At 57.0% G+C, this 19,089-nt stretch carries 19 protein-coding genes; 9 read left to right on the plus strand and 10 right to left on the minus strand.

Going from position 1 to position 19,089, the window contains the following annotated elements; all coding sequences use genetic code 11:
* The first annotated feature begins 2 nt into the window (after positions 1-2).
* Complete coding sequence (locus tag ACVWZU_RS03810; protein WP_457443449.1) at positions 3-731, plus strand: hypothetical protein; 729 nt, start codon at positions 3-5, stop codon at positions 729-731.
* Between the two features lie 80 nt (positions 732-811).
* Positions 812-1,780, plus strand: a complete 969-nt coding sequence (fmt, locus tag ACVWZU_RS03815; protein WP_457443451.1) for a methionyl-tRNA formyltransferase — start codon at positions 812-814, stop codon at positions 1,778-1,780.
* 107 nt (positions 1,781-1,887) lie between these two features.
* On the opposite strand, the gene radC is transcribed toward fmt, so the two are convergent.
* Genes radC through ACVWZU_RS03835 form a run of 4 tightly spaced genes read right to left on the minus strand, consistent with a single transcriptional unit; the run spans position 1,888 to position 6,733 of the window.
* Entirely contained in the window at positions 1,888-2,619 is a 732-nt protein-coding gene (gene radC, locus ACVWZU_RS03820) for a RadC family protein (RefSeq protein WP_457443453.1), read from the minus strand.
* A 7-nt stretch (positions 2,620-2,626) separates the two neighbouring features.
* On the minus strand, positions 2,627-4,363 hold the full coding sequence (locus ACVWZU_RS03825) for an ArnT family glycosyltransferase (RefSeq protein WP_457443455.1): 1,737 nt from the start codon (positions 4,361-4,363) through the stop codon (positions 2,627-2,629).
* Positions 4,356-5,417 (minus strand): CIA30 family protein, encoded by a 1,062-nt coding sequence (locus tag ACVWZU_RS03830; protein WP_457443457.1) that lies wholly within the window; start codon positions 5,415-5,417, stop codon positions 4,356-4,358. The genes ACVWZU_RS03825 and ACVWZU_RS03830 overlap by 8 nt, the downstream gene beginning before the upstream one ends.
* A 38-nt stretch (positions 5,418-5,455) precedes the next feature.
* Entirely contained in the window at positions 5,456-6,733 is a 1,278-nt protein-coding gene (locus tag ACVWZU_RS03835) for a cysteine desulfurase (protein ID WP_457443459.1), read from the minus strand.
* Positions 6,734-6,917: 184 nt separating this feature from the next.
* Between ACVWZU_RS03835 and ACVWZU_RS03840 the strand changes: the two genes are divergently transcribed.
* Complete coding sequence (locus tag ACVWZU_RS03840) at positions 6,918-7,136, plus strand: hypothetical protein (RefSeq protein ID WP_011433585.1); 219 nt, start codon at positions 6,918-6,920, stop codon at positions 7,134-7,136.
* A gap of 137 nt (positions 7,137-7,273) precedes the next feature.
* Positions 7,274-7,582, plus strand: coding sequence for a photosystem II assembly protein Psb35 (gene psb35, locus ACVWZU_RS03845; RefSeq protein WP_414331646.1), 309 nt, complete (start codon positions 7,274-7,276; stop codon positions 7,580-7,582).
* Between the two features lie 172 nt (positions 7,583-7,754).
* Here the strand turns inward: psb35 and ACVWZU_RS03850 are convergent, their stop codons facing one another.
* On the minus strand, positions 7,755-8,699 hold the full coding sequence (locus tag ACVWZU_RS03850; RefSeq protein WP_457387643.1) for a hypothetical protein: 945 nt from the start codon (positions 8,697-8,699) through the stop codon (positions 7,755-7,757).
* An 88-nt stretch (positions 8,700-8,787) separates the two neighbouring features.
* Positions 8,788-9,462, minus strand: coding sequence for a response regulator transcription factor (locus ACVWZU_RS03855; protein ID WP_011433588.1), 675 nt, complete (start codon positions 9,460-9,462; stop codon positions 8,788-8,790).
* A gap of 193 nt (positions 9,463-9,655) precedes the next feature.
* On the opposite strand from ACVWZU_RS03855, the gene ACVWZU_RS03860 reads away from it, so the two are divergent.
* Complete coding sequence (locus tag ACVWZU_RS03860) at positions 9,656-10,402, plus strand: rhomboid family intramembrane serine protease (RefSeq protein WP_414331644.1); 747 nt, start codon at positions 9,656-9,658, stop codon at positions 10,400-10,402.
* Positions 10,403-10,467: 65 nt separating this feature from the next.
* A complete protein-coding gene (locus ACVWZU_RS03865) occupies positions 10,468-11,064 on the plus strand; it encodes a Uma2 family endonuclease (RefSeq protein WP_457443462.1) in 597 nt (198 codons plus the stop codon).
* Positions 11,065-11,115: 51 nt separating this feature from the next.
* Here ACVWZU_RS03865 and ACVWZU_RS03870 read toward each other — a convergent pair whose 3' ends face one another.
* On the minus strand, positions 11,116-12,720 hold the full coding sequence (locus tag ACVWZU_RS03870) for an NAD(P)H-quinone oxidoreductase subunit 4 (RefSeq protein ID WP_414357523.1): 1,605 nt from the start codon (positions 12,718-12,720) through the stop codon (positions 11,116-11,118).
* Positions 12,721-12,955: 235 nt separating this feature from the next.
* Here ACVWZU_RS03870 and ACVWZU_RS03875 point away from each other — a divergent pair, with 235 nt between their 5' ends.
* The 3 genes from ACVWZU_RS03875 (at position 12,956) to ACVWZU_RS03885 (ending at position 16,211) form a co-directional block, all read left to right on the plus strand.
* Positions 12,956-13,834 carry an isoaspartyl peptidase/L-asparaginase gene (locus ACVWZU_RS03875; protein ID WP_011433592.1) on the plus strand — a complete coding sequence of 293 codons (879 nt, stop codon included), beginning with the start codon at positions 12,956-12,958 and terminating at the stop codon, positions 13,832-13,834.
* A 346-nt stretch (positions 13,835-14,180) separates the two neighbouring features.
* On the plus strand, positions 14,181-15,215 hold the full coding sequence (locus ACVWZU_RS03880; RefSeq protein WP_414357521.1) for an amidohydrolase family protein: 1,035 nt from the start codon (positions 14,181-14,183) through the stop codon (positions 15,213-15,215).
* Between the two features lie 192 nt (positions 15,216-15,407).
* Positions 15,408-16,211 carry a M55 family metallopeptidase gene (locus ACVWZU_RS03885; RefSeq protein ID WP_457443464.1) on the plus strand — a complete coding sequence of 268 codons (804 nt, stop codon included), beginning with the start codon at positions 15,408-15,410 and terminating at the stop codon, positions 16,209-16,211.
* Here the strand turns inward: ACVWZU_RS03885 and mnmH are convergent.
* From mnmH to urtD, 3 genes are all read right to left on the minus strand, one after another.
* Positions 16,204-17,268, minus strand: coding sequence for a tRNA 2-selenouridine(34) synthase MnmH (gene mnmH / locus ACVWZU_RS03890; protein ID WP_414408841.1), 1,065 nt, complete (start codon positions 17,266-17,268; stop codon positions 16,204-16,206). The genes ACVWZU_RS03885 and mnmH overlap by 8 nt on opposite strands.
* A gap of 219 nt (positions 17,269-17,487) precedes the next feature.
* A complete protein-coding gene (urtE, locus tag ACVWZU_RS03895; protein ID WP_457443466.1) occupies positions 17,488-18,252 on the minus strand; it encodes an urea ABC transporter ATP-binding subunit UrtE in 765 nt (254 codons plus the stop codon).
* 34 nt (positions 18,253-18,286) lie between these two features.
* Positions 18,287-19,054 carry an urea ABC transporter ATP-binding protein UrtD gene (gene urtD / locus ACVWZU_RS03900; protein WP_414389525.1) on the minus strand — a complete coding sequence of 256 codons (768 nt, stop codon included), beginning with the start codon at positions 19,052-19,054 and terminating at the stop codon, positions 18,287-18,289.
* Positions 19,055-19,089: the final 35 nt, after the last annotated feature.

The raw sequence follows: 19,089 nt of genomic DNA on the forward strand, positions 1-19,089 counted from the left end.
CGGTGAGTGATTCTTTGGATGTCCAGGCTCCTCTGCCCGCCATTTTGGCCGATCTGCAAAAAGCCCTGGGATCCCTGGGGTTGGGTTATCTCCAGGTACAAGCGCGGCTTTCCGGCCACCGCCTGTTGCTGCGCCTAGAGGGGGATCCCTTGCCTGAGCCGGATGCTTTGCTGGAGAGCCTCTCGCCGGCCTTGGAGCACATGGCGCTGACCCACAGGCAACGTCAGGTGGAGCTTTTTGGCTTTCTGGCCAATGAAGGGATCCCGGAATGGCACCGCGAGTGGCGCTATCAGCCCCAGCCCAACCCCAACAGCCCTCTGTATCGCGCTCAGCGGGGGGATGGGGTAGCCATCCAGCAGGTACTGAATTACCTGTTGCGTCCAGAAGGGATCCAAGCACGGGTTCATTTCCATCCCAAGCTGGGCCTCTTGCAGGTGAACTTGCAGGCGGCAGAAGCTCCGGATCCGGCTTGGGCTAAGGATTTTCTGCGGCGAGCCTTGACCCGTCTGGAATGGACTTTTTTGCAACGGCTGCGGCTTTCCGGGCAAAAACTGGGCTCCTTTTTCCCGGCCTGGAGCCAGGAGTTCGATCTCAAACAGCCCGCCTTTTGGCAGGCCCCGCAGGTGCCCTTGACCGGGCGATCCCCCATCTCAGAGAGAGAAATCTCTCCGCTGGATAAGCCGCCACCCCCTTCTCCTGCCTCCCAGACTGAATCTCCGGGTGTCAGTTGACGGAGGAGATAGTAAGTAGCCGAGCGTTTGCAGCCGCTGGCTGAGCGTATTCTGAAGGACAGTGCTCGTTGGGGTTGGCCATGCGGGTTGTTTTTTTCGGCACGCCAGAGTTTGCCCTGCCTTCGCTGCAGATCCTGTTGCAGCCGCAGTCCCCCTTTGAAGTGGTGGGATTGGTCTGCCAGCCGGATCGGCCCCAGGGACGGGGACAAAAGGTGCTTCCCCCCCCTACCAAGGTTCTCGCCCAGGCCCACGGGATCCCTGTGTGGCAGCCTGTCCGCTTGCGGCGGGATGCAGAGGTGCTGGCAGCTTTGCAGGCCCTGGCCGCCGATGTGTTTGTGGTGGTGGCCTACGGCCAGATCTTGCCCCTGACGGTGTTGCAGATGCCCAAGCTGGGCTGTGTGAATGTGCATGGATCCCTCCTGCCCGCCTATCGTGGCGCTGCCCCCATCCAGTGGGCTATTGCCAACGGAGAAACCGAGACCGGCGTGACCACCATGCTCATGGATGAGGGAATGGATACGGGGGCCATCCTGCTCCAGGCCAAGCTACCCATTGGGCCAGAGCAAACCAGCCTAGAATTGGCACCCCAACTGGCTCAACTGGGGGCAGAACTCTTGGTGGAAACACTCCTGAAATTGGAGAAAGGCGAACTCACCCCCATCCCTCAGGACGGATCCCGGGCAACCTACGCCCCTTTGCTCAAAAAACAAGACTTTCACCTCGACTGGCAGCGCCCTGCCCAGGCCTTGCACAACCAAATCCGCGCCTTTTCCCCCAACTGTTTCACCAGTTTGAGGGGGCAGCGGATCAAAATTGTCCGCTCTGCCTCTCCTCAGTTGCACCCACCCCCTGGCGATCTCCCCCAAGGCAGCCCTGGCGAGGTGGTGGGATTGGACAGGGGAGAAGGAGTCTATGTAGCCACCGGAGAGGGATCCCTATTGATCCGGCGGGCGCAACTGCCTGGCAGAAAAGAACAGTCCGCTTGGGACCTGGTCAATGGCGGCCAGCTCAAGGTGGGAATGCGCTTTGAGCCACTGCCCAATTCTTGAGAGCCCACACACAGGGATCCCTTGGGCGCGGTCAACCCAAAGACGGCGAACCTGTCCGTTGCCTTGATTCTACTCTCTCTCTCTGGGAGAAAGGCTGGGGGTGAAGACTACTCCGGCTGGGGAAACTCCTGCCAAAGGTTGGTGCGTTGGCGCAAGCTGAGGAACTGTCCGCCGCCCAAGATGAGGTGGTCCAAAACCGGGATCTGCAGCAGTTGCCCCGCCTGCAAGAGTTGCCGGGTAAGGGCAAGATCTTCTGGGCTGGGATCCAAGCTGCCGGAAGGGTGGTTGTGGGCCACCAGGATGCGACTGGCCCCCTGTTTGATGGCGCTGCGGAAAGTCTCCCGCGGATGAGACAGGGTTTCGGTGGCGGTGCCCCGGGTTACAATCTGCTGGCCAATGAGGCGGTGCTTGATATCTAGGTGCAAAACGGCAAAATGCTCCTGGGTCTCCCACATCAGGTCGCCGCTCAGGGCCATGGCTGCCTGTTCCGGCGACTCGATCACCGTGCGTTCTGACGGGCGACCCAAAAACACCCGTCGCCCCAGCTCGATGGCGGCCAACACCGTTGCTGCCTTGGCCGGGCCAATGCCTTCGATCTGGATCAGCTCTCCGGCTTCCACCTGGCGCAACTGGGCCAAGGGATCCCCTTGGGCTTCCAATTTTTTCAGGAGCAACTGGGCGAGGCCGACTGCCGAGAGCTTGCCTGGCCCCTGGCCAGTGTTGAGCAAGATGGCCAGCAGCTCGGCGTGGGAGAGGTGCCTTGCCCCTTGGCTGAGCAGCCGCTCGCGGGGACGATCTTGGGCAGGAATATCGCTGATGCGCAGCACGTACTGGCTCATGTCGCGGCTATGGCGGAGAAGAGAAGTGGGGAGAAGCTTTCAGCAGCCAAAACGGGCTTCGGCGCTCAAGGGCCTGCCAGGATCCCAGTGTGGCATCTGACCCGTTATCGGGAACTGCCAACTCCGCCACAAAGGGATCCCAAGTCACCAAGTAATCGGGCATTTGCCTTCTGGCCTGCCAGTCAGCCAGCCCGGCTCGGCTGGACGCGTAGGGCACCTGTAGCGGGCCGTAAAAATACGGCACAAAAGAGCGAAAGCCATACAGGCCAACCGTCCCGGACAAAGTGGGCTCTGGGCTTTTTTCTGAAACGGTAAACCGCTGGAAAAAGTCGATAGCTCCCCCTTGGGTGTGTTGCAGCAGGCGGGGGAAAACCCAGCCCCAAGCCAGTTGGGCGCTCAGTCCCGTGGCCAAGAGCAAAACTGTCCAGCCCCAAGCCCGCCGCCGTCCTCGACTCCAAAGGAGAATTCCCAGCAGCAGGATCGCGGCGGGGACGTAGGTCAACACCGGCCACTCCACCTCAGCCTGCAGGTATCCCAGCACCAAGCTGCTGGAAAAGTCGTCAGGGATGCCGGCAAAGACCCATGCTTGGACTAGCCCAGCGGGGTCCTGGGATCCCAGCCAAGGCAGCAATAGCCACAGGGCCAGCCAAAACAAGCCACTGAGCAGGATCCAGGCACTTTCCCAAAAACTGGGCCCTCTTTTCTCAGCAACCAGGCGCTGCAGGCGCACGGCAGCAAAGTAGGCCCCAATGGGATACAGCAGCGAGGTGTAGTGTACCAGCTTGGTTTGCACCAGCAGCGAAAACAAGGCCAGCACCACCCCAAAAGCCACCAACAGCAGATGTTCTGCCCGCCAAGTCAAATCCACCGAGCCCACGCTCCTGGGGATGGGCTGCAGGATCTCGGCCAAAGCCAAAGAACCCCAGGGAAAGCACCCCAGGGCAAAGGCCAACAGATGAAAATAAACCGGGCCGGGATGCCCATCTGAGCTGGTGAGGATGCGCCATTGGTAGCGCCCAAACTCTTCCACCCATTCTGGCCCCCGTTGCACCCCCTCCAACGCCAGCCAAGTGAGGGGAACAGCCACAGCTAGGCTGAGGAAAACCAGGCTCTCCCCCCATCGAAGGGGAGGATCCCGTTGCCAGAGCTTGTAGAGGATCCAGATAGCCAGGGGCAACACCAGCCCCACCGGCCCTTTGGCCAACACTGCCAAGCCCAGGGCCAGCGCCCCCACCGCTCTCCACCTGCGTCCAGAGTACCCGGCCCGCCAGGCCTCCTCGGCGGCCCAAAGGGATCCCAGACCCACCCCCATCCCCAGATTCAACAGCGGGTCGATGAGGCCGGTTTTGTAAAAAAACAAGGGCAGGTAGCCCGTCAGCAGTAGGATCCCCCACAGGCAGCCAAACCCCACCCCACGCAGACAGGATCCCCACCCCACCAATAGCGCCACTGTGATCCCGCCCACCCAGGCATTGGGCAACCGCGCCGCCCATTCGTTCATCCCCAAAACAGCCATGGACAGGGCCTGCAGCCAAAAAAACAGGGGCGGCTTTTCAAAAAAGGGCTCCCCGTTGATCGCCAACGAGAGCGGATCCCCGCTGGCCAGCATCTGCCGCGCCAAGCTGGCGTAGATCAGCTCATCCCAGTCGAACAGGTAGGGGATCCCCTGACCTACCCACAGCCACAGGCCGGCCAAAAGCCCCATCCCCAGGGATCCCTTGAGGCGGCCCAGAAAGCTAGGCATGGAAAGCTTCTGAAGACACCACCCGGCCCACGCTCTGAGGCGAGCGCAGGAGGCGGAGCAACTGGGCTGCCAGAGCGGATCCCTCTGTCTCTACCGGAATCTCCACCCCACACCAACGGCTGGAGCTACCCTGCAGGGCAGCTATCCACTCCGGGGCAAGGGATCCCCGCGCCACCCCGATCAATTGCGGCAGCCCCTCCCGGCGATACAGCCCGATCCAGCGCACGGCCAGCTGAAAGGGCCCAGGCCGGAAGCGGGGGTTTGGGCTGCCATCGGCCTCGAACTTGCTTAGCATCAGTTGCAGCGAGTAGATCTGGCGACTATTGAGAGGGGGAGCAGAAACCCGGCGGGCGCGGAACGTGGCAACCATCTCCGCAAAGGGGATCTGAATGGTCTGCTCTTCTCCCGGCGCAGTGTCGAACGCATAGCCGTAGGCGGGGCTGTCCCAGCCGCCTTGATCCCGCAGTAAGACCTTATACCGCTGCCCATCCCCTCGCAGGCGCAGCTCCAGACCGGCAAACTCCGATAAGTCCAGCGGCGGCTGCCAATTGCGGGTGCGCGTGGAAACAAACCCCCCAAAGTTGGCCGTGGAAACCTGGCCTGCGAACAGCAGCTCCTCCTTTCCCCAGAGCAGTTGGCTTTGGCTCGCCCCGCCCATCACCACATCGTCCAAAATGCCCCAAAACCGATGCAAATCCGGGTTAGGCCGGCGAAAGTCGAACAGCATCCGCTCCGTTTGCCCACTGCTGCGCAATTGCTCCAGATAAGCCTTGGCCGTTGGTGGATCCCCCAAACCTAGGATCACGGTTGCTGTCGCCCAATCTGGCGTATGGCTCACCTCCACGCCCTGCTGCCGCAGGGCCTCCGCCAACCCGTCAGGCAAACCTTCCCCCACCACCCCTATCTGGATAGCGACCGGCTCGGAAAGAGAAGGTGGCACAAAATCATCCTCCACGGCCTGGAACCCATTTTGAACCCGACGCCACACCTCAGCCCAAGGCAGGGCCTCATAGTAGGTGAGCGTGTTCCAGAACCGCCCCAGATCCCAAGGCATGAGTCTACCTCATCTCTTCAGAGGTCTATCCCGGATCCCTAGCTTAGGGCAACGCTGAAGAACTCCACCGCTTCTGCCAACACGTCCAAAAAGCGATCCACCTCCGCCAACGTGTTGTACAGGTAAACACTGGCTCGGGCAGTGGACTGTACTCCCAAATAGCGATGGAGGGGTTGAGTGCAGTGGTGCCCTGCTCGAACGGCAATGCCCTGCTCATCCAGCAAGGTAGACAGGTCATGGGGATGGACAGCCTCCACCGAAAAGCTGACCAGCCCTGCCCGTCGCGCCGGATCCTTGGGGCCATAAACCCTAATACCCGCTATGCGCTGGATCCCGTCCAACAGGTGGGTAATCAACCTTTGTTCATGGGCATGAACCCGCTCCAGACCGATCTGGCTCAAGTAATCTACGGCTGCCCCCAGCCCCACCGCCTGGGCAATCGCCGGCGTACCAGCCTCAAATTTGTGGGGGATATCCGCATAGGTGGCGTGATCCCAGTACACATCGGCGATCATCTCTCCCCCGCCCAAAAAGGGAGGCATCGCTCGCAGCAGCTCCCGCCTGCCGTAGAGGACGCCGATCCCCGTCGGGCCACACATCTTGTGCCCCGAAAAGGCCAACCAATCGCAATCCAGCGCCTGGACATCCACAGGCATGTGGGGCACACTCTGGCAAGCATCCAGCAGAACCTTGGCCCCGTAGCGATGGGCCAGCTCAGTCATCTCCTGGACGGGATTGATGGATCCCAGCATGTTGGAGACCTGGGTTACCGCCACCAAGCGGGTGCGGTCGCTGAGCAAAGATTGGTAGTGCTCCAGATCCAACTCTCCCTCTGGCGTGATCTGGATGAACTTGAGGTGGGCTCCCGTCTTCTGGGCCACCCATTGCCACGGGATTAGGTTGCTGTGGTGCTCCATCACCGAGAGGACGATCTCATCCCCCCGCTCCAGATGGCTCAAGCCCCAACTGTAGGCCACCAGATTGATGGCTTCGCTGGCATTGCGGGTGTAGATGATCTCCTGAGGAGAAGGCGCGTTCACAAACCGAGCGATCTTTTCCCGCGCCCCCTCATAGGCATCTGTGGCTTCGTTGCTCAGCGTATGGACCCCACGATGCACGTTGGCGTTGCAGTGTCGATAGTAATGATCCATCGCCTGCATAACCGCCAGTGGCTTTTGAGAAGTGGCGGCATTGTCAAAGTAGATTAGCGGGTGGCCGTTGACCTGGCGCTGCAAAATCGGAAAATCTGACCGCACCTGGGCAGCCAGATCGAAAGAATGGTCAAGCTTGAGAGAAGAAAGGGGGGATACCGCCATGGTCTGCGCAAAAAGCCTGCTTCCCTCAGTATGACATCGCTTCCGGCCAGCCTTCGGCAAACCCATCCGCCCAATCCCTTCCAGCATCCAGGGATCCCTTCCTCCCTGACCTGAAAGCGAAGCTTGTCACAAAATGTAACTTTGTGTTAAGTTTGGTTACAGCAACCAATACGAGGTATTAGCAATGCAATCGTCTCCCAGAATCCCTTCTCGTCTGGACTCCGCTTCTGTTGCCCAGTACTACGACACCACCAACGACTGGATCCCAGGCTGGACAGAGCAAGCGGAGCGTTGGAATGGACGCTTGGCCATGTTGGGCTTGGTGATCAGCATTGCTACAGAAGCGGTGCTGGGCCACAGTGTTTTTGCCAGCACTCTCGCCCAGTGGCTAGGTCTGCAATAACCTGCAATAATTTGTCGAAGAACTTTTCGGTAGAGCCACATCGGGCATCTCAGAGAGTTTCTCTTCGGCTTTGAGATGTTACAGCTCTACCCTTTTTGGGAGCTTTTTCACCCTTCAATCCCTATCTCGACAGTCCGATGATGCTTGACAATCCCTTCCTCCCCTACATTGCCGTCATGGTGGCCGGGCTGGTGGCCGCTGTTGTGATTGGCTCGATGGCTTTCTTCAACTCCAAGCGCCCTGCTGGCTGGGAAGGCGCCGGTCGCCCGCGGTACGTGCCGCAGTACGGTCAAGACGGCGATACCCCGCCGGAGTGGGAGATTGGCTGGACGGAGAAGGCCGAGCGATGGAACGGACGGCTGGCCATGCTGGGGTTTGCCATCAGTGTTGTGGTAGAGGCCATAGTGGGCCACAGCGTGTTTGCCTCTGCACTGGGGATCCACTGATCCAAGTTGAAAGCTGTCCGGCGCCCAGTCGTCTCGAGGAAATAAAGGCGGAAGCTATGGAAGCCTGCTTTTTCCTCATGCGTGCTCTTTGTCTTTGCCGTGCAGTACTACCTCGCTTATCTCCTGGAAAGGCTGTACCCAAAGATCGGTGCCTCCTCCATTCGGTTGGTGTCTAGCCATCTGTTGCCTGTCTAATATGATTCTCAAAGGTGAGACGTGCTGGAAGCTCAGAAAGGTTCGTAGGGATACCCACAAGCTTGAGTGTCTTGAAAAATAGATGGAAGTTATCTACCTTGTCACAGCGGAAGTAACAATCAGAGCTCTTTGTTGACCTAGACCCTGAGATAAACTCCAGGCGGAATACGTAACCATCCTCACTATCAATGCACAGCTTAATCTCTTTGATAGCCTGGATCCTAAATAACAATCGCTCTGAAGAACCGAAATCCTCGACTCTAACGTACTCCCTACTTATGGCAACGCATCCAAATGAAACCTCTTGTCCACGCTCAATTGCTTCTCTCATGCCTTTCCAGCGCGTGGAGCAAATGTAGCTGGCTACATACCTCATCAAAGGCAAAGACGGGGAAGATATAGATACGACAGGATTTCCTTGGCAATTGATGTAGTAGCTGTAGTATGGGTAGCATTCTGATTTGACAAAACCGACACTCTTCTTTCTGAAGTCCACGTTCACTGAGACAATTTCGTTATACCTATAGGCAAGTCTGTTCTGCTTTCCTAGGATGTCACGATAGATGTCATGATAAATGAAGCCATTGCTCAAAATAACAACCCTAGATTTATAGGGTTGATTTGAGTACCAATAGTACCAAAGAAGCATCGATAAACCACCCAACAATCCAGAAAAAGCCATAGCAATAGGAGGTATGCCACTGGCCAAAGTGCTAGGGATCCATGTCCCTAAGGCAGAAAGTATTGCCGATAGAACTGCGAAGATAGGAAGTCCAATAAGTAGCAATGTAGATAAAGATACCGACACAACACGCATCAGCAAAGTAAAAGGGCTCCATTTCTCGATTGGCGTTTCTTCTGTTGTTACGAGGTATCCCAGTGACTTATCCCGTACCAGCTTTGTCTCGGCCTCTAATAACATCACTTATCCCCCCTCACTTCTTGGATAAGCTCCATTGGCAATCTATGCCAAAGTAGTGTTTAGAGACAAACTCATAATCTATTCTGTTTCACCACTGGATAATCTTTTTCTGAACGGCTGTCATACACATGGCAACGCGAGCATTGATCTCATCCTCAGAGCCGAAAATATCCAACTTTTCTTTGAGCCTCTGGATACAGTTTTGTACGGTCTTCTTGCTGGTGTGAATGCGATCTGCGATGGCCTGATCGGTGAGGGCTTCTTTGCAGAGCAAGTTCAAGACCTCAATTTCTCGTTCCGTCAGCTTCGTAAGACCGCGCAACTCCCGCGGCATGCGCAATTCTCCATTGAGGGCACTTTTGGCCCCCTCCAAAAACACGGTGCGCCGTTCCATTTTGTTGACCGCGGCAAACCCACCCTGGTGTTTGCTGATCAGGCCCACCAATGGAGTGAGCAGCAGCGGCTCGCTGGAATAGGCCATCACATTTAGGGTGGGGTAGTTCTCAAAGATATGACGCAGGAACTCTAGGCCAGGCTCGGCAGACTGCTCCCCGCTGGTTTGACCGTAGAGCAGATCGGCTACAACCAAGTCCGGTTGTTCCCGCTGCAGGCGCAGGATGGCGTCCATGGGATTGGTGACCGTAATACATTGAGCATCTGCTGCAATGCGTTGCAGCCACTCACAGTTGTTTTGAGCCACCTCTGGATGATCTTCGACGATCAAAAACTTGAGCGGGGCAGTGGGGCTTTCAACCTCGGACATCAATCCACTCCTCTAGTCCAGCCTTGCAGTTTATCCTCTGCCGGGCGGGCTTGACTGAAAACTGAAATAGGTTCACCAGCAAAGCTCCCAGCAGGTTACCCTAGTGTAGCCTCAGGTAGGGGCTTAGAGGTGAGCCTGGGGGGGTGGGAAAGGACAGGTTAGGCTAGAGGGTGACGTCAACCGGATCTGAACTGTGGTACCCCTGCAAGATCGCAACCCAACCACCCGCACAGCCTATGTCACTTATGCCCTGGTGATCGTTAACATCTTAATTTTTCTGTACCAGCTAACTCTGTCGCCACAAGAGCTGGCAGCTTTTTTCCGGGAGTGGGCAGTGGTACCGATAGAGTTGACGGCCAGTTTTCGAGGGGAGATCACCTCTTCGTCGCGTCCAGAATGGGTAACCCTATTCACCTCACAATTTCTGCATGGGGGCTTTCTCCACATTGGCGGGAACATGCTTTTTTTGTGGGTTTTCGGCAACAACGTTGAGGATCGCTTGGGCCATGTGCGCTACCTCATCTTTTACCTGGCTTGCGGAGCTTTGGCTGCGCTAACGCAGTGGTTTTTCGATATGGGATCCCCCATTCCTTCACTGGGGGCAAGTGGTGCCATTGCCGGCGTATTGGGAGCGTATATTTTGCGCTTTCCACGGGCCGAGATCCTAACCTTGGTGCCCTTGGGTATTTTCATCACAACCCTCTACGTTCCGGCTTGGGTGTTCCTAGGCTTTTGGTTCATCCAGCAAGCTTTCTACGGCATTGCCAGCCTACAGACGCCTACCAACATCGGTATGCAGGGTGGGGGGATTGCCTATTGGGCCCATGCGGGCGGTTTTGTGTTTGGGGCCATTTTGGGGCCGCTAATGGGTTTGTTTTCCGGCAAAAGCCCTTATGACCGCCAAATGACTTGGCAACAACGTGACAGGGATCTGTTTTGATTTGATCAGCTTTGATACTTTCTCAGTCTATTGTTAATCGGATAGCAGCGTGATGGGAGAAAGCCATGGTCAGTCTATCTGCCAAGCCTCTAACTCTGGAAGACTTTCTACAGCAGCCGGAAACTCAGCCCGCCAGCGAGTTCATCAAAGGAGAAATTATCCAGAAGCCCATGCCACAGGGAAAACATAGCCGTCTCCAACTAAAACTGGGTAGCTTCATTAACGAGATGTTGGAGCCTTCTCAACTGGGAATGGCATTTCCAGAGCTGCGCTGCACCTTCGCCGGATACGCGATTGTGCCCGATATTTCTGTGATCCCCTGGGATCGGATCCCTGTGGATGAAGATGGCACCATTCAAAATCTCATCCCCTTTTGCCCGGATTGGATGATCGAGATTCTCTCTCCCGATCAAAATCCAATGAAGCTGGTCAAAAAAATCTTGATCGGTTTGGCCCACGGCTGCCAAATGGGGTGGATCGTGGCTCCCGAAGAAAGGGTTGTTTTCGCCTACCCTGCCGGGCAGCAGCCGACGGTGCATGAGGATCCCCAAGAGGTGATCCCCACTCCTGCGTTTGCCCAAGGGATCCAACTGACAATCGCAACTTTGTTCGGCTGGATGCAAGTTCAAGCTGGCGAGAGCCACAAGTCCAATGCGGGATAGAAAAAGAGTGGATCTCCTTCCATCCCTCAATTCTCAATTCAAATTCAACATTCAGTTGTTGTAGAGGGCAGGAGCTTGGGCAACCGTCTCACCAGTTTGGGGCAGTTCCTGCCGCAGCAGCGCCACCAAAGCGTTAGTGGATTGGTCGTAGAGGCTGGTCACCAGCTTGGGGTAGAGCCCAATGCCGATGATGGGGATCAACAGGCAGGCGATGATGAACACCTCGCGTGGCTCAGCATCTACCAATTCTTCGTGTTCGGTGAGCTCTTTGTTCTCTGGGCCAAAGAAAATCTGCCGCAACATCGACAGCAGGTAGATGGGGGTCAGGATCACCCCAACTGCTGCCAGGAAAACCACCACCAGCCGGAAGGGGAGAGAGTAGGCATCGGTGGTGGCCATGCCGATAAACACCATGATCTCGGCCACAAAGCCGCTCATGCCGGGTAGGGCTAGCGAAGCCAGGGAGCAGGCGGTGAACATGGAGAAGATCTTGGGCATCTTCAGGCCAACGCCGCCCATTTCCTCCAGCTCCAGCGTATGGGTGCGGTCGTAGGTGGCCCCCACCAAGAAGAACAGGCTGGCCCCGATAAGTCCGTGAGAGATCATCTGCAGCATGGCGCCGCTCATGCCGATTTCGGTCAGGGATCCGATACCGATGAGCACGAAGCCCATGTGGCTGATGGAAGAGTAGGCGATCTTCCGTTTCAGGTTGCGCTGGGCAAAAGAGGTGAGGGCGGCAAAGATGATGTTCACCACCCCCAACACGATCAGCACCGGCGCAAAGTAAAGATGAGCATCCGGCAGCATGCCCGCATTCATGCGCATCAGGGCATAGCCCCCCATCTTGAGCAGGATCCCGGCCAGCAACATGTGCACCGGCGCAGTGGCCTCGCCGTGGGCATCGGGCAGCCAAGTGTGCAAGGGGAAAATGGGCAGCTTCACCCCATAGGCAATGAGGAAGGCCCCATACATCAGCAGTTGGAAGGTGAGTGGATAGGTCTTGTGGGCCAGATCCGTCATGTCAAAGCTGATGGGATCCCCGTAGAAGGCCATAGCCAGACCTGCCACCAGGATAAACAGGGAGCTGAGAGCCGTGTAGAGGATGAACTTGGTGGCCGCATACAGGCGGTTGTATCCCCCCCAAATGGAGAGGAGCAAGTACACCGGGATCAGCTCCAATTCCCACATCAGGAAAAACAGCAACATGTCCTGCACGGCAAACACCCCGATCTGCCCGCCATACATGGCCAGCATCAAAAAGTAGAAGAGGCGAGGTTTGAGGGTGACCGGCCAAGCGGCCAAGATGGCTAGGGTAGTGATAAACGCCGTGAGCAGGATCAGGGGCATGGAGAGGCCATCAGCCCCCACCGACCAACTCAAGCCCACTTGGGGTACCCAGGTGTAGCGCTCCAGCAGTTGCAAACCTGTCTGGCCGGGATCGTAGCCGACATAGAAGCCGGCCAGCAGAATCAGCAGATCCGTGACCGCAATGAACAAAGCAAACCAGCGGATCCGCTCGGCCAACTTTTGTGCGTAGGCGCGGGTACTGGGATCCCCAGCCGGTGCTGGGATCAGGGGAATAAATAGGGCGGCCAACACAGGGTAAGCGATGACCGTGGTCAGCCAAGGAAACTCGTGCAAGCTGGGCAGCGCCATGGATGTAACCTCGCTTGTGCCATACCATCAGGGGGATCCCTGCCGGCTGCAATCCGACAGCCCTTTACCAGAATCGCCCTTGAGTATCTATGCTTAGCAAATCTACAGGATTATCTTAAGGCTCCCTCTCCCTTTCCGTTGGGATCCCTGGGATGGAGCAGATGCATGGGTGGATGTTGTACCCGAAAATCAAAATATAGTCTTCCACTGTTCTCACAAGGTAACCGATCTCATCATGCCTCAGCCCAAACTGATCATCCACGGCGGAGCCGGCAGCGCCCTGGAAGGGGAAAGCAGCCTGGAAAAAGTGAGGGGATCCCTGCAGCAGGTGGTGGAGAGCACCTACGAGCTGCTGTTGGCTGGGCAGAGTGCCGAGGCGGCGGTGATGCATGCCTGCCAGTTGCTGGAGGATGATCCGCTCTACAATGCCGGGACGGGGTCGGTCTTGCAATCGGATGGGCAAATCCGCATGAGCGCCGCTCTCATGAACGGGGCCACCCAGTCCTTTAGCGGGGTGATCAACGTCAGCCGAGTTCAGCATCCCATCCTCATGGCCCAGGCTCTGCAATCAAGCCCGGATCGCGTGGTGGCCGAACAAGGGGCAGCAGAGCTGGCGCGGGAGCTGCAGTTGCCGGTCTATGACCCGGCCACTCTCAAGCGGGTTCAAGAGTGGGTGCAGTTGCGCCAAACCCATCCCCCAACTAGGGTTCTCACTGCTCTGGCCATGGGCACGGTGGGGGCGGTGGCGCTGGATCAACAGGGGCAAATCTGTGCCGGCACCTCCACCGGCGGGCGGGGGTTTGAACGGGTGGGGCGAGTAAGCGATTCGGCCACTCCAGCGGGAACCTATGCCAGTGCGGCGGCGGGGGTCAGTTGTACTGGTGTCGGGGAAGATATTTTGGATGAGAGCTTGGCGGCGCGGATTGTGATTCGAGTGGAAGATGGCCTCAGCCTGAAAGCGGCCATGGCCAAGTCTTTTCAAGAGGCCCGCCAACGTCGCCGCTCCTTTGGGGCCATTGCTCTATCGCGCTCGGGCGAGATTGCTTGGGATACCACCACCGACCTACTGCTGGCCGCCTATCACGATGGGCAGGGGATCGGCTTGACGATCTAGGCTGCCAACCGGGCTTGCGGGATTAGCTAAGCCCCGCACTGTACCCGTAGGGTCAGTGCCGGGATACAGATACCCCCACATGGTGTATGATAGGAGTAGTTGCACAAAACGGCTTTTGCCGGAATCTGGTGCAACTATGCGGTAGGACATTCCGTGTCTGCTCGTGGAGGGTTCTTGCGTAGGCTCCCCGATGAAGCGAGAAGCCCGCTCCGTACTGCCAGCAGTCGGGGTCGGGAGTATGTCACACCTGGACAAGCCTGAGGCGGTTGGATAAGAGTAGGATAAGAGTAGAAATAGTACTTAAACAAACCAAGTCTGCCCCCTGGCGGGCCACTGTAGAGCGTTTATGGCACTTCACGCGGAGTTGCACCGTCATTTGGGCGGTTCGGTTGTCCCCCGAATTCTGTGGCGCTATTTTCACCGCCAGGGATCCCCTTTGGCAGAGCGCTTTCCCACCTATGCCGAGTTTGAGGAGTTCTACACCCGCCCGCGCAACACCCTCGAGGATTACCTGGAGCTGCACACGCTGGTGGAACAGGTGCAGACCCTGGAAACCCTGCCCTATTTTATCTACCGCCTGCTGCGGGGAGCCTACATCTTTGAGGATCTGGCCTACCTAGAGATTCGCTACACCCCCTACCTGCGCACGGATCCCAGCCTGGATGAGGCGGAGCGCCTCAAGCAGATGCGCCAGGTAATCGAGACGGTGGGGCAGGCCAGCCAGCAGCGGGAGTATCCCATCGTCACCACCCAGATCGTCTGTTTGCATTCACGCCTGCCCAGCCACATCAACCGGGCCATGGTGGAAGCTGCCGCTGAGTCGGAGTATGTGTGTGCCATCGACCTGGCCGGGGGAGACAAGCCCTACGGCGAACGGATGGACGAGTGGATTGAGCTGTTCAAGTATGCGCTGGCCCGCGGCCTAAAAACCACTGCCCACCTATACGAAACTTTGGATGGCTGCTACCCACAGTTGCTGCCCTATGTCTCGCGGATCGGCCACGGCATTCAGATCCCCCTCCACTATCCAGAATTGCTGCCGGAGCTGGCACGGCGAGGACAATGCCTAGAAGTTTGTCCCACCACCTATCTAAAAACGGGAACCCTGCCCAGTTTGGAGCCCCTCAAGATTGTCTTTGACCGCTGCTTTGAGGCGGGGGTGGATATCGCCATCTGCACCGACAACGCCGGCTTGCACAATGTGCGGCTGCCGTTTGAGTACGAAAACCTGCTAACCCACGACATTATCGATTTCGAGCAGCTCAAACACTGCCAGGAAGCAGCCTTTCGTCACGCTTTTGCCTGGCCCTACAAGGGGCGTCCGGCCTCATTGTTGTCGGAGTTACAGCAGGGGGTATCTGCTTCTTTGGTGGCTCTCTGATCCCCTCAGCGGGACGGAGTCTTTATTCTTCATCCGAGCTTCTTGAGAATAGGGAAGGGATCCGTAACAGAGACAGGGGCAGCTTTCGCAAGGGAAATAACCGCTTGGATCCCTTGCCCAGAGCGATGCTGAGCGGCATCCGAGGGTGGATGAAGCCCAACAGAATCCAATGCTGAGTCTACTGAGCCAAGCATGAAGGTCTATATCAGTGCCGATATTGAAGGGATCGCCGGCATCAGCCATTGGGATGAGGCCACCATCGGCCAGCCGGGTTACGAGGCATTCCGAGAGCAGATGACCCGAGCAGTGATCGCGGCTTGTGAGGGATCCCTGGCTGCCGGAGCCACGCAGATCACAGTCAAAGATGCCCATGACTCCGGGCGGAACCTCATCCCCGAACGGTTGCCGGAGCCGGTGCAACTCATCCGCGGCTGGAGCGGCCACCCCTACTGTATGGTGCAAGAGCTGGATCGCAGTTACGATGCCCTGCTCCTAATCGGCTATCATGCCCGCGCCGGATCTGCTGCCAACCCCCTCGCCCACACCTACACCACCGAAGTTAGCCAAATCCGGCTGAACGGCCAGGCCATCGCCGAGTTTCACCTGGTCAGCCTCACGGCTGCCTATGAGGGAGTCCCAGTTGTGTTTGTAGCCGGAGATGCGGAGGTGTGTGCCGCAGCGAAAGCTTATGACGCCCACATCGAGACGGTGGTCACCCACAAAGGGATAGGCCAGTCGGTCATTACGCCACATCCGCAGCAAGTTTTGCGGGCCATCCGCCAAGGTGTAGAGGGATCCCTGAGGCGGCTGTCGGCCTACCGTCCTCGCCCACTGCCGGATCACTTTCAATTGGAAGTGGACTACAAGGATCCCGCTCGGGCCTACCGCAAGTCTTTTTATCCCGGCTGCCGGTGGATTGCCGATTCCACGGTTCGGCTGGAAGTTTCCGAGTGGTTTGAGGTGTTGCGGGCTTTGGAGTTTATCGTGCTCACCTAGCCAGGGATCCAAGCGGCATCTGGATGAGGCGAGCAGCAGCTTCCCTGAGGCTGGTCTCGGAAAGGTCAGACAGCTCAATCCGGGCCCGAAGGCGATTGAAGTTTTGCTGCAGCCCGTGTCGATAGGTGGGGTCATAGTGCTGCTCCAGCAACTCCTGCACAAACTGCGGCCAGTCTTGGGCGTCGATCAGCTCAAACCAACGCTGCAGGCGGGCCTGGCCAAGACGGGACTTCAGAGGCAGCAATTTCCCCTTTAGCGCTTGGGGGTGAGCAATCCAGTGGGGATAGTGGGCGATTAACCCCTTCACCCGCTCCTCTAGAGGCAACTGCACTTCGACACAGTCGGCTTGGGTAAGGGCTTGCCAAAGGGCAGGGGGCAGATGGAGCTGGCCCACTTTGGCACTCTCAGCCTCCACCCAGACTGGCTTGGCGGGATCCCACTGGAGAAAAACCTGCACCAGTTGACTTTCAAAGCTCTTCTGACTGGGCTGTGGCACCCCCCACTCGGCCCCCAGGAGGGATCCCCGGTGACAGGCCAGCTTTTCCAGATCGAGAACTTGGGATCCCTGTTGGCGCAGATGGTGAAGCAACTGGGTTTTGCCGCTCCCTGTTGGTCCGCAGAGCACTCGGTAGGTAAATTCCTGGGGCAAGATCTGCAGCTGTCGGCGCACCCAGGCCCGGTAGGTTTTGTAGCCACCTTGCAAAACCGTAACCTGCCAGCCCACCTGGGACAACACCAACGCCAAGCTGGCAGAGCGCTGCCCACCGCGCCAGCAGTAGATCAGGGGCCGGTAATCGCGATCTTTATCGGCAAAATGGGTTTGCAAGTGGCGACTGATGTTCTGGGCCACCAAGCTTGCCCCTCGTTTGCGGGCTGCGAAGGGATCCACCTGCTTGTAGAGCGTGCCCACCTCCGCCCGTTCTGTATCGTAGAGTACAGGCAAGTTGATGGCTCCCGGCCAATGATCCTCTGCGAACTCTGCCGGAGAGCGCACATCGATAATTTCGCTGTAGGTGTGCAGCCAGGGCTCTGCAGTGAAGTGAATCGGAGGAGACACAAACCTGTGGATGGAAATGGCAAGCTAGCGCAATCTTGAACAGTTTCTAGCTTAGCCAACGCTGCTGCTCAAGGAAGCCCAGGGCTAACCCTAGCCTATCCCCTCGCAGGTGGACTTCTCGCTTTTCCAGAAGTTTAGGCAAGGTCTCTGGAACATGCAGGATGCCATTTGCCGCTCTCAAAAAAGTTATAGAGGTTTTCAGGCTCTCCAGGTGCCACCTCAGATAGAAAGGTGAGCTCGGACTTTTTCTTCGTCCATTTGGTCAGTCGGCCCCTCCATGATAAGGGATCCATTTTCCATAAGATAAAAGTAATCGGCCAGACTTTGGGCAAACTCAAAATACTGCTCCACCAGCAACACCGAAACGCCCCGCTCCTTTTGAATGCGGCTGATGGCTTCTTCAATCTCGATAATGATAGAGGGCTGGATCCCTTCTGTAGGCTCATCCAGGAGCAAAAGTTTGGGCTCTGCCACCAAAGCTCTGGCGATGGCCAGTTGCTGCTGCTGCCCACCGCTCAAATCCCCACCCAGCCGTTTAAGAAAAGAACGCAGAATTGGGAATAGGTCATAGACAAACTCAGGTATGATCCGTTCTCTGTCCGGTGCCGCTTCTAGCCCCACCAGCAGGTTTTCCTCAACCGTTAGGCGGGGAAATATCTCTCGACCTTGGGGTACATAGCCAATACCGGCGCGGGCTCGCCAATTGGGAGGGTAATGGTTGATAGGACGGCCCTCAAAAGCAATTTTGCCTGTGCAGTCTTTCAGAAGTCCCATCAGGGCTTTAAGTGTGGTGGTTTTGCCCATACCATTGCGGCCCAGAAGGCAAACCGCTTGGCCGGGAAAGATCTTAAAAGAGAGATCCTTCACAATTAAACTCTGACCATAGTAAACCCTCAAGTTGGAGACCTCCAGGAGAGGCCCGGATCCATCTCGGGATAAGTTTTGTGTTGCGGTCGCGTTTTCCGTATTCATAGACCTGCGCATGAGTCGATTAGATACAGAACTATAGCCTCTTTGCTTAGTTTTTCCCCTTGTGGGATCCGAGATAGACCTCAATCACTCGCGGGTCGTTTTTCACATCCTCAAAGGTACCTTCGCACAGCACCGAGCCTTGGTGTAAAACAGTAACCTTACGGGCAATTTGCCGGACAAATACCATGTCATGTTCAATCACCAAAATGGTGTGGCTTTGGGCTAAGGATTGAATTAACTCTCCTGTAGCTTCTGTTTCTTTGTCCGTCATCCCGGCCACGCATTCATCCAGCAGCAGCAAATCCGGATCTTGAGCAATCACCATGCCGATCTCCAGCCATTGCTTTTCTCCGTGGGAAAGCAGCCCTGCCGGAACCCGATCCTTACGGCTGAGGCCAATGGTTTCCAAAAGAGCATCCGTTTTTTCTCGCAGATGCTTTTTGCCCAATAGGGTGGAAAAAACCCTTTTGTCAGGGTTGAGGGATAGCTCCAAGTTTTCTCGCACGCTCAAGTTTTGATAGACCCGCGGCGTCTGAAACTTGCGCCCAACACCCAAAATCGAGATCTCATGTTCCTTGAGCTTGGTCAGATCTTTTCCTTTAAACAGCACCCGGCCTCGAGTAGGCTTAACCTTGCCCGTCAGCACATCGAGAAACGTAGTCTTGCCTGCCCCATTGGGACCGATGACCACCCGCAGCTCCCCTTCCTCCAGAGAGAAGTTCAACCCATCTAAAGCCTTAAAGCCGTCGAAGCTGACGGTGAGATCCTGAGTTTGTAAAATTTGTCGGGTGGCGGTGGGAGCTGCAGTGAGCATAGGGATCACATCCAAGAACGGAAAGGCCAAAGGTC

The organism is Thermostichus sp. MS-CIW-26, from assembly GCF_054059115.1.